The organism is Streptomyces capoamus, from assembly GCF_014654935.1.
In the GTDB taxonomy this organism is placed as follows: domain Bacteria; phylum Actinomycetota; class Actinomycetes; order Streptomycetales; family Streptomycetaceae; genus Streptomyces; species Streptomyces capoamus.
Window position 1 is genome coordinate 46,797 of the sequence record NZ_BNBF01000036.1, and the last position, 8,304, is coordinate 55,100.

Below are 8,304 nucleotides of genomic sequence, written 5' to 3' on the forward strand. Positions count from 1 at the left end.
ACCAGCAGATGCCCTCACTTCGGGCCGACAAGCCCACAAAACGGGAGTTACTTCCGCGAGACACGGGGCATATTGACAGGCTGCGCGCCAAGCAGCGTTCCCCCGGCCTCGGCCCTCACGCACCACGACGCCACCTCGCACACCGCGGTCAGGCCGGGTCCTTGAGTCAGGATGTGTCGCCGGAGCAGAGAAAACGGCAGACGCCCTCCCGGAGGCCGATGCGCGCGGCTCACCTGCACCGGGGCCGTACAGGGCACGGCCACCGCCACAATCACGCGGCTCCAGCCCGACTTACTGCGCAGCCATCCACTCAAGACCGTCCTGAAGGAGACGGACAGCCTCCTCCCCTCGTGGGCCTGCCGGCTTCGTGGGTGACGGCGGATGAGGCCTACGGCCAAGAGTGGAGGTTCCGCCGCCTGCTGGAGGAACTGGGTGTCGGATACGTCGTCGCTGTTCCCAAGTCACAGCAGGTCAAGAGCCTGGCAGGGTTCTGGCGGATCGACGAGCTCATCAGCGAGGCACCCGAGGATGCCTGGCAGCGGCTGTCCTGCGGCGTGGGCGCCAAAGGCCCGCGGGTCTATGACTGGGCCAGTGCCAGGTTGCCGGCGATCAGCCTTTTCGACGGTGACGAGCCCACTCATCACCGGTGGGTGTTGGCCCGCCGCAGCCTGACCCGCCCGGAGGAGATCGCCTACTACTTCGCCTACGCGCCCCTGACCTGCACGGTTGCGGACCTCGCCCGGGTGGCCGGGATGCGCTGGGCGATCGAGGAATGCTTCCAGGCCGCGAAGAACGAATGTGGCCTGGACGAGTACGAAGTCCGCCGCTACACAGGCTGGTATCGGCATATCACCCTGGTCATGCTCGCCCACGCCATTCTTGCCGGCTTGGCCGCCGACGAGGCCGCAAAGGGGGCTGCAGAAACGACCCCACCAGCAGGATCATCCCACTCACCGTGGCAGAGATCCGAAGGCTCCTGGACTCCAACTCATCCGCTCAGTCAGCGACTTCAGTCATCCCCTCCATATTCCAAAACAACGACCACCACCAGCTCAGGACACGAACCGCTGCTGGAGTATTAGAGCGGGCGCAGGGGGGTGTGGTGGGGCTACCCCGGAAGTAAGACAGGCCCAGGTCTTGGTGATCACCGAGGTGCGACGCTCTGTGATCACCGGGGAGACGTGCGCCTGTGCTGCCGGAGTAGTCGGCCTATCCGGCGACCCATCCGGTGGGCTGCCAGCGCCCACACATCACCGACCTGATTTGCGGTCAGCTCGCGTCGGCCTCTGTCCTCCAGATGGAGCGGAGCTGTGCCTCGACGTCGCCGGCCTGGCGAAGACCCGCTTGATAGGCCGGTTCCCAGGCTGCCAGGTCACCCATGTCCGAGCCGAAAGCGCGTACCGAGGCCGGATCGGGGCCGATGGTCACCACGGTGCCTGCCCCCACGGCCGCCAGCTGCTGGTTGAGTGGCTCCCGGGGAAACAGGTGGGCCATCGGCTCGACAACGACCAGCGTGCGGGCTCCAACAGCGAGATCGGCGTTGGGGCCCGCACGCAGCGCACCGTCCATGTACCGTCGGCCGGCGATGGCAACGGGCGGCGCGGCCCCGGGGAAGGAGCTACTCGCTGCCACCGCGTGCACCAACGGCACGCCGCTGTCGCGGTCCCACACCACGGGCTCACCGGTGGTTGCGTCCACGGCAGTGATCAGCAGTCGCCGCTCCGGCCACGCGGCCGCACCGATCAAGGCAGCGCGCCCCGCGACCAGCGCCTCCTCGGCCGCGAGGTCGGTGCTTTCGAGCGTGAGCCGGCCGACGTGGCGCCTGGCCTCGCCGGGTTCTAGGCTGCGGTCGTTGAGCACGGCGAACACCTCGCCCATCCGCCTGGGGTCCACCTTGAGCCGGTGAGCCGGCTGGCGGGCCGAGGCCGCGAGCCGCCCCGGGTCCTGGCCGGTGGCGAGTAGCGCTGCGACGATCGCGCCGGCCGACGTCCCGACGATCAGGTCGGCTTCGCCCAGTTCCACACCATCGCGGCGCAATCCGTAGGCCAGCCCTGCCATCCAGGCGGTGCCGACGTGACTCCCAGGACCCAGGACGAGTGCTCGGTCGAAGGTGTGCAAGGTGATCTCCCCTCGTTATTGAAACAGTCGTACCATATACTCACTGATGCTGTTTCAACTCCGAGACGGTGAGGAGAGGTCCGTCGTGGGGCGACCCGCTGATCCCGCCCGTCGCGAGCGCACACTGGCGCAGGCGACCGACTATGTACTGGCGCACGGATTGGCCGGGCTGAGCCTGCGGCCACTGGCCGCAGCCCTCGACACCAGCCCACGGATGCTGCTCTACGATTTCGGCAGCAAACAGGAGTTGGTCGCGGCGGTCCTTGCCGAGGCCCGTCGTCGAGGTGCTGTGCGCCTGGCCGAGCACCTTCCGCCAAAGACGGGTTCTGTGCAAGAGCGGCTGCGTGGCATCTGGGCGTGGATCAGTGCAGACGAACGTGCGCCGTTCGTCCGGCTGTTCTTTGAGGTGCACGTCGACGGACTGGTTCACCCCGAGGCCTACCCCGACCAGGGCGAGGCGATCACGGACTGGTTCGACACGCTCGGCTCCACCTTTCGCGACGTCTCCACCGGTCCTGACGACACCGTCACGCCTACGTTGGTCATGGCCGTTGTCCGGGGTCTGCTGTTCGATCTCACAGCTACCGGCGATCGCCACCGCACCGATCGTGCGCTAGACCGCTTCGCTGAACTCCTTTACCAGTGAACGGTCCTGGCATGGTTTTGCCAGGGTGGTACCACCCGGGGAAAGGACGGAAGTCGGCCCGATGTCAGAGCCGGGAACACCGCCGAGTCGGAACGGTGCCGCGATCGCATCGGGCGGGCTGATGATCGGTTTCGCCCAGGAGTCGGCGTCTGGTCACGGGCGGCGTTCGGGCGTTCGTCCCATCGGTGGGTCGTCCATGCCCGACGGATCAGGCTACGTACCGTGATGATGGTGTCGGTAAGGTTGAAGAAGGCCTCGATGACGGAGGCGCGGCGCTCGTAGCAGCGGGCGAGGCGGTGGAAGGCGTTCAGCCAGGCGTGGGGGCGTTCCACGTGCCACCTCTGACTTGCCTGGATCGGCGCCTTCTCGCCCTTGCGCGCGATGCGGCCGTGCAAGGCCGCGTTCGTCACGCCCGGCGACCGTCCTGCGACCTCGCCGCCGCCCGGGGCTTTGCTGATCGCGCCGTCGACGGCGATCTGGTCGAGTTCGAGGCCGACGATCCGGTCGTAGGACTCCAGTGCGATCTGCTTGACTTTGGCGAAGACGCCGAGCCGGATCCACTCGTCGTGGCGGTTGCGGATCGTGGTGGCCGAGCAGGTCGTGTCGGCGATCGCCCATGCAAGTATATCGCCGTGATCACCATTGAGGTCAGCGAGGTGCCTGACGAGCGCGCCCTGCACCTGCTTCTGAAGCGGGAGCTGGGCTTTCCGAACTTCTACGGAATGAACTGGGATGCCTTCTGGGACGCGATCACCGGACTGGTCAGCGTCCCTGCCCATGTGCGCTTCCTCGGCTGGGATCAGCTCGCGGCCGGCGTTCCCCGCGGGGCCGCCATGCTTCGCCGGGCGCTCGACGACTACCAAGCCACGTACCGCCCGGAGTTCGTTGCTGAGTATGCCTAGGTTCCGCCTTTTTGGTCAGCGTCGTGTCCAGATGAGGATGGCGGCGAGGTGGAGTGCGGCCTGGTAGGCGATGGCGAGTCAGTAGGTTCGTGTGGCCAGGCCGCGCCACTGTTTGAGGCGGTTGATGCACCGCTCAACAGCGCTGCGCTGCTTGTAGGCAGCCGCATCGAAGCCGGGTGGGCGCCCGCCTTGGCGGTCTCGCCGCAGACGGTGGCCGACCTGGTCCGGTGACTGCGGGATGACCGCACGGATCTGCCGACGGCGCAGATGGCCGCGGATCGCGCGGGATGAGTAGGCACGGTCGGCCAGGGACCATGGCGGGGCGGGTGCGAGGCCGGCCAGGTCCGGTTCTCGGCACCCGGATGCGGGCCATGACGGTCTCAAAGGCGGGCGCGTCACCGGCCTGGCCCACGGTGACGGCCGAGCCAGGAGCTTGCACGCCCGTCTGCGACCAGGTGGATCTTCGCGCTCAGCCCTCCGCGGGAGCGTCCGCGTGCGTGGTCAGCCGGCTCGTTTCGCCCTTCAGCCCCTCTTTGCGGGGTTTGCCGGGATCGGTGTAGTCGTGCGCGGTGCACTGCACGGCCGCGACGTCGGCGGCATGGGGCAGGCACTTCGCGGATCACCGCACGGACGGCGGCGATCAGCTGGGTGACGGTGTCCTGGGTGGCCACCGCGTCGTCCAGCATGGTGGCGTCCAGAGCCCGCCGGTGCTTGCCGCCCAGGACCCCGGTGGTCTTCACCACCTCGCGCACGGCCTCGGACACGCGGTTGGGCCGGGCAGAGCGGGCCAGACATCGACGGAAGTAGGCCAGCGAGAGACGCATCGAACGCCATGGCGTTCAGGCCCAACCCGCACGCGGCCTTCCAGCGCAGGTCACACCGCAGTTCCTGGACCATCTCGAAGTCCGACAGCCCGTGCAGGGCCTGCAGCGTGACCGCCGCGGCCAGGATCTGCGGCGGCATGCTCGGCCGCCCGTTCGCCGACGGGTACTTGTCCGCGAACATCTCCGCCGGGAACAGAGCACCACGATGCTCGGTCAGAAACGTGAACACACTTCCGGCGGGAAGCAACTCCTGGCAGGTCTCCCACACGTCCGGCCCGACCGTCTCCCCGACCCATTCCCTCATCACCACAAAACGAGTCTGGCCTCGCCCGCTCACGCGGCGGGGTCAGAACCCCAAGATGTTCATGACCCTTCGAGGTGGCGGTCCCGACATCAGCGGCCCATCGCCGTCTCGCGGTTCATGCGTGACAGCTTCTCGGGATTGCGGACGGCGTAGAGGCCGGTGATGAGGCCGGCGTCCAGACGGAGGGCCACGATCGTGTCGATCCGGCCGTCATCGCGGATGATTAGGGCCGGGTGGCCGTTGACCAGGGTCGGTTGCAGCAGGGCGCCGCTGAGCCTGGCCAGGACTTCGGTCACGTCGGCCACGCCCACCACCGGTTCCACGGCGGCCCGGACGACTCCGCCGCCATCCGTCAGGAGGACGATGTCCGGGGCGATCATGTTGAGGAGTTCCGTCAAGTCGCCTGTTGCCACTGCCTGTTGGAAAGCGGCGAGCGCGTCGCGGGTCTGGGAGGGGGAGACCGTCTCGCGAGGGCGGCGCGCGGCGACGTGGGCGCGGGCACGGTGCGCGATCTGGCGGACGGCGGGCGGGGTCTTGTCGACGGCCTGCGCGATCTCGTCGTAGTCCAGGTCGAAGACGTCCCGCAGCACGAACACGGCACGTTCGGTCGGCGCGAGGGTCTCCAGTACGAGGAGCATCGCCATGGAGACGCTGTCCGCGAGCTCGACGTCCTCGGCCACGTCGGGCGCGATGAGCAGCGGCTCGGGCAGCCACGGGCCGACGTAGGACTCCTTGCGGCGGCGGAGTGTGCGAAGGCGGGTCAGGGACTGGCGGGTGGTGATGCGGACCAGGAAGGCGCGCGGGTCGCGGACTGTGGCGTGCTCGACGCCCGACCAGCGCAGCCACGTCTCCTGGAGGACATCCTCGGCGTCGGCCGCCGAGCCCAGCATCTCGTCGGCCACCGTGAACAGTAGGTTGCGGTGGGAAATGAAACTAGCCGTGGCCGTGGCCGTGGTCGCCCCCGCATCGATACCGGCATCCCTGTTTACCATCGTCAGTTCCCGACTTCTGTCTCGCTACGTGTGGTGCGTGTCGTACACGGGACGCCGCTGACCTCAATTCTGTGACAGCCGCCCCCGTGACCCACATCACATCTGCCCCGTGTCACAGGAGCGCGGCGACCGGCGCCTCATGGGCATCAGCCACACGATTCCATGAGTGAGGAAGCCCCGATGGAAACCCGTATGAACCTGTTCGACACCGAGCTCGGCACGAAGGTCGGCAAGCGGATCTACGCCGTCAGCCAGGTCATCCAGGAGTCGCCGCTGCCCAAATCCACCCAGGAGTTGGTGCAGCTGCGAGCCAGCCAGATCAACGGCTGCGGCTTCTGCGTCGACATCCACAGCAAGGACGCCGCCGCGGCCGGCGAGGACGCGGCCCGGCTCAGCCTCGTCGCCGCCTGGCGGCATTCCACCGTGTTCACCGACGCCGAGCGAGCGGCGCTGGCCCTCACCGAGGAAGGCACCCGCATCATCGACGGATATGCAGGGGTCACTGACGAGACCTGGGCCGGGGTGCGCAAGCACTACGACGAGGAGCAGGCTGTCGCTCTCGTCTCCCTCGTCGCCATGATCAACGCGACCAACCGGCTCGGCGTGATCCTCAACAACCAGGGTGGATCCTACGTGCCCGGCAACCTGACCACCCTCGCCGGTTGACGCACCGAGACCGGCCCCGATCGAAGGATCGGGACCGGTCTGGGTCGTGCGGGAGCGGTCGGGAATTGGTCCAGCCCGCCCCCGTCGTCGTCCTCGTCCAGCTTTTGCGTATCCGGGTCGCGCAGCGGGCGTAGGGCGCCCGCGTCCGGAGTGGAGGCGGTGAAGCTGTATCGGCCGAGCAGGTTCAGGTTGCGGTGCTCGAGCGGGGACAGGCGGGCGATGTCCTCCTCCTGAAGATCGTGGCCTTTGGTCACCCATCGACCTGTTCGCCTCGGCCCTGCACATCCACCCCGACGGCGACGTCCGAGCCGCCGAACGGCGGATGACGAGCAGCGACTCCGGGGCCTGGCAGCTCGCGACGTTCCACGTGGAGACCGACGTCGATGTCCACGCCGACCACTGGGAGATGCACCCGCAGGCCGAGGAGGCGGTGTGCTGCCTGACCGGCGGTGTCCGCTTCTACTTCCGTCCCACTGGGCCCGACGACACCGATGACATGGTGAAATTGCAGCCAGGCACCGCCGTGATCATCCTGCACGGTCTGAACAACCCCCCCGCCAGTAATCGCTCGCCCTGGAGGCGCGGGCTGCTGTCCCGACCCGGTCACCGGCGCATCGTTCCCCCCGGGGGGCTGCTCTTCGCCAGTGACTACCACCGGGGCGCGATCCGTCACCGCGGCACGGCCTGGGCGGCGACGGGATCCGCGAACGCATTACCGACTTCATCACCTTCGCCAACCAGGAAGCCGCCCGCCACGGCCTGACCAGCGAGTTCATCCCCCCGGATCCGTCCGGGCCGGTCACTCCGGTGGGCTTTCGGCGGTCTCTGGCCTGACGCATCGCCCGCCAGCCCGGCGGCCTGGTCGCCCTCGCCATCCAGTACGGCCACCTGCGGACCGTCGTCAACACCGACGTCGCCGGCGGCTACGGCACCCGCTCCCGCCGCGGCATCCACGACCTCATCGACATCGAGACCGTGCTCAGCAGCGCCGAGACGCAACCAACCTCCACGAGCGCTATAGCCGCGGCGAAGGCGTCTCCCGCCCCGCCGCCCGCCAGGCTCTCCACCAGGCGAGCATCGCCCACCGTTTCGAAGGCACGACCTGAAGGCGGACTTCGCCCGCAAGTACCTCTCCCGCGACGGAACCGCTTTCTAGGACAACCCTCACGCACTGCTGCTCTGCCGCTACAAACACGACGTCGCCCTGTGCGAACGCCCTACCAACGGCAACCACTGCGTCGCCGGCTGCGGCAACATGGTCCGCACCGACCTCCACGCCCAGCAGCTCCGTGCCCAGGCCGACCGTCCCGCCCGTCAGGCGTCCCATCAACCCGACTCAACCCGACCCGATCGCCCGCCGCCTTCTCACGACATCTGGCCGACTGCGCGGCTTTGCCGACGCTCACGACCGCACCCGCATCACCAGTCCGGATCCCCCTACACGATGAGCAAGGCCCGGGCGTTGCGTCCTGGGCTTCCGTCACGGACGACGAAGCGTTTCAGGAAGGAACGGCGCTCCAGCACGCCGCTCATGGTCCTGCCGCAGTAATCCTCGGCTTCCTCACGGAGCAGGACTCGCTCAGGCCGTCAGGAGGCATGCGGCAGTGGGGAACGCCCTGGCCACGGGGACAAAGACTCAGCAGGGCCCCGGGGAAACTCGCGGGATGTCCACAACGAGGTGTACGCCTCACGCGTCGGCGGGTAGTGGGTCGTCGCGCAGCACGCTGTAGGCAACGCCGTCGCGCCACCGGCCGCCCCGGAAGACGATGCCCCGCAGTACGCCCTCGCGGGTGAACCCGGCCTTCTCCAGGGCCCGCTGCTCGGCGATGTTCCCGGCCTCGGTGTGGGCCTC

At 68.2% G+C, this 8,304-nt stretch carries 7 protein-coding genes and 4 pseudogenes; 4 read left to right on the forward strand and 7 right to left on the reverse strand.

The features are described 5' to 3' along the window. Positions 1 to 356: 356 nt before the first annotated feature. Positions 357 to 1,082 (forward strand): annotated as a pseudogene (locus IE312_RS35165) (IS701 family transposase); the annotation flags it as partial. Between the two features lie 187 nt (positions 1,083 to 1,269). On the opposite strand, the gene IE312_RS35170 reads toward IE312_RS35165, so the two are convergent. After that, positions 1,270 to 2,118: a patatin-like phospholipase family protein gene (locus IE312_RS35170; RefSeq protein WP_229900819.1), complete on the reverse strand. Its 849-nt coding sequence runs from the start codon at positions 2,116 to 2,118 to the stop codon at positions 1,270 to 1,272. 46 nt (positions 2,119 to 2,164) lie between these two features. On the opposite strand from IE312_RS35170, the gene IE312_RS35175 reads away from it, so the two are divergent. Next, the gene (locus IE312_RS35175; protein ID WP_189986330.1) at positions 2,165 to 2,764 is read left to right on the forward strand and encodes a TetR family transcriptional regulator; all 600 of its coding nucleotides are present in this window, start codon (positions 2,165 to 2,167) and stop codon (positions 2,762 to 2,764) included. Positions 2,765 to 2,931: 167 nt separating this feature from the next. Here the strand turns inward: IE312_RS35175 and IE312_RS35180 are convergent. Continuing rightward, positions 2,932 to 3,378, reverse strand: a pseudogene (locus IE312_RS35180) (transposase family protein); the annotation flags it as partial. Positions 3,379 to 3,396: 18 nt separating this feature from the next. On the opposite strand from IE312_RS35180, the gene IE312_RS35185 reads away from it, so the two are divergent. Continuing rightward, positions 3,397 to 3,666 (forward strand): barstar family protein, encoded by a 270-nt coding sequence (locus IE312_RS35185; protein ID WP_189986332.1) that lies wholly within the window; start codon positions 3,397 to 3,399, stop codon positions 3,664 to 3,666. A gap of 81 nt (positions 3,667 to 3,747) precedes the next feature. Here the strand turns inward: IE312_RS35185 and IE312_RS35190 are convergent. From IE312_RS35190 to IE312_RS35200, 3 genes and pseudogenes are all read right to left on the reverse strand, one after another. Further along, positions 3,748 to 4,202: pseudogene (locus IE312_RS35190) on the reverse strand (transposase); the annotation flags it as partial. Positions 4,203 to 4,204: 2 nt separating this feature from the next. Then, positions 4,205 to 4,794, reverse strand: a pseudogene (locus tag IE312_RS35195) (transposase); the annotation flags it as partial. An 89-nt stretch (positions 4,795 to 4,883) separates the two neighbouring features. Next, complete coding sequence (locus IE312_RS35200; RefSeq protein ID WP_189986333.1) at positions 4,884 to 5,786, reverse strand: RNA polymerase sigma-70 factor; 903 nt, start codon at positions 5,784 to 5,786, stop codon at positions 4,884 to 4,886. Between the two features lie 180 nt (positions 5,787 to 5,966). On the opposite strand from IE312_RS35200, the gene IE312_RS35205 reads away from it, so the two are divergent. Next, complete coding sequence (locus tag IE312_RS35205; RefSeq protein ID WP_189986335.1) at positions 5,967 to 6,452, forward strand: carboxymuconolactone decarboxylase family protein; 486 nt, start codon at positions 5,967 to 5,969, stop codon at positions 6,450 to 6,452. Between the two features lie 250 nt (positions 6,453 to 6,702). Here IE312_RS35205 and IE312_RS44060 read toward each other — a convergent pair whose 3' ends face one another. Then, a complete protein-coding gene (locus tag IE312_RS44060; protein ID WP_189986339.1) occupies positions 6,703 to 6,990 on the reverse strand; it encodes a hypothetical protein in 288 nt (95 codons plus the stop codon). 131 nt (positions 6,991 to 7,121) lie between these two features. Further along, the gene (locus IE312_RS35220; protein ID WP_189986341.1) at positions 7,122 to 7,451 is read right to left on the reverse strand and encodes a hypothetical protein; all 330 of its coding nucleotides are present in this window, start codon (positions 7,449 to 7,451) and stop codon (positions 7,122 to 7,124) included. Between the last annotated feature and the right edge of the window lie 853 nt (positions 7,452 to 8,304).

Excerpts from the sequence above, each read along its gene's own strand:
- IE312_RS35205 (WP_189986335.1), top strand. The coding sequence starts at position 5,967 with ATGGAAACCCGTATGAACCTGTTCGACACCGAGCTCGGCACGAAGGTC.
- IE312_RS35200 (WP_189986333.1), bottom strand. The coding sequence starts at position 5,786 with ATGGTAAACAGGGATGCCGGTATCGATGCGGGGGCGACCACGGCCACG.
- IE312_RS35175 (WP_189986330.1), top strand. The coding sequence starts at position 2,165 with ATGCTGTTTCAACTCCGAGACGGTGAGGAGAGGTCCGTCGTGGGGCGA.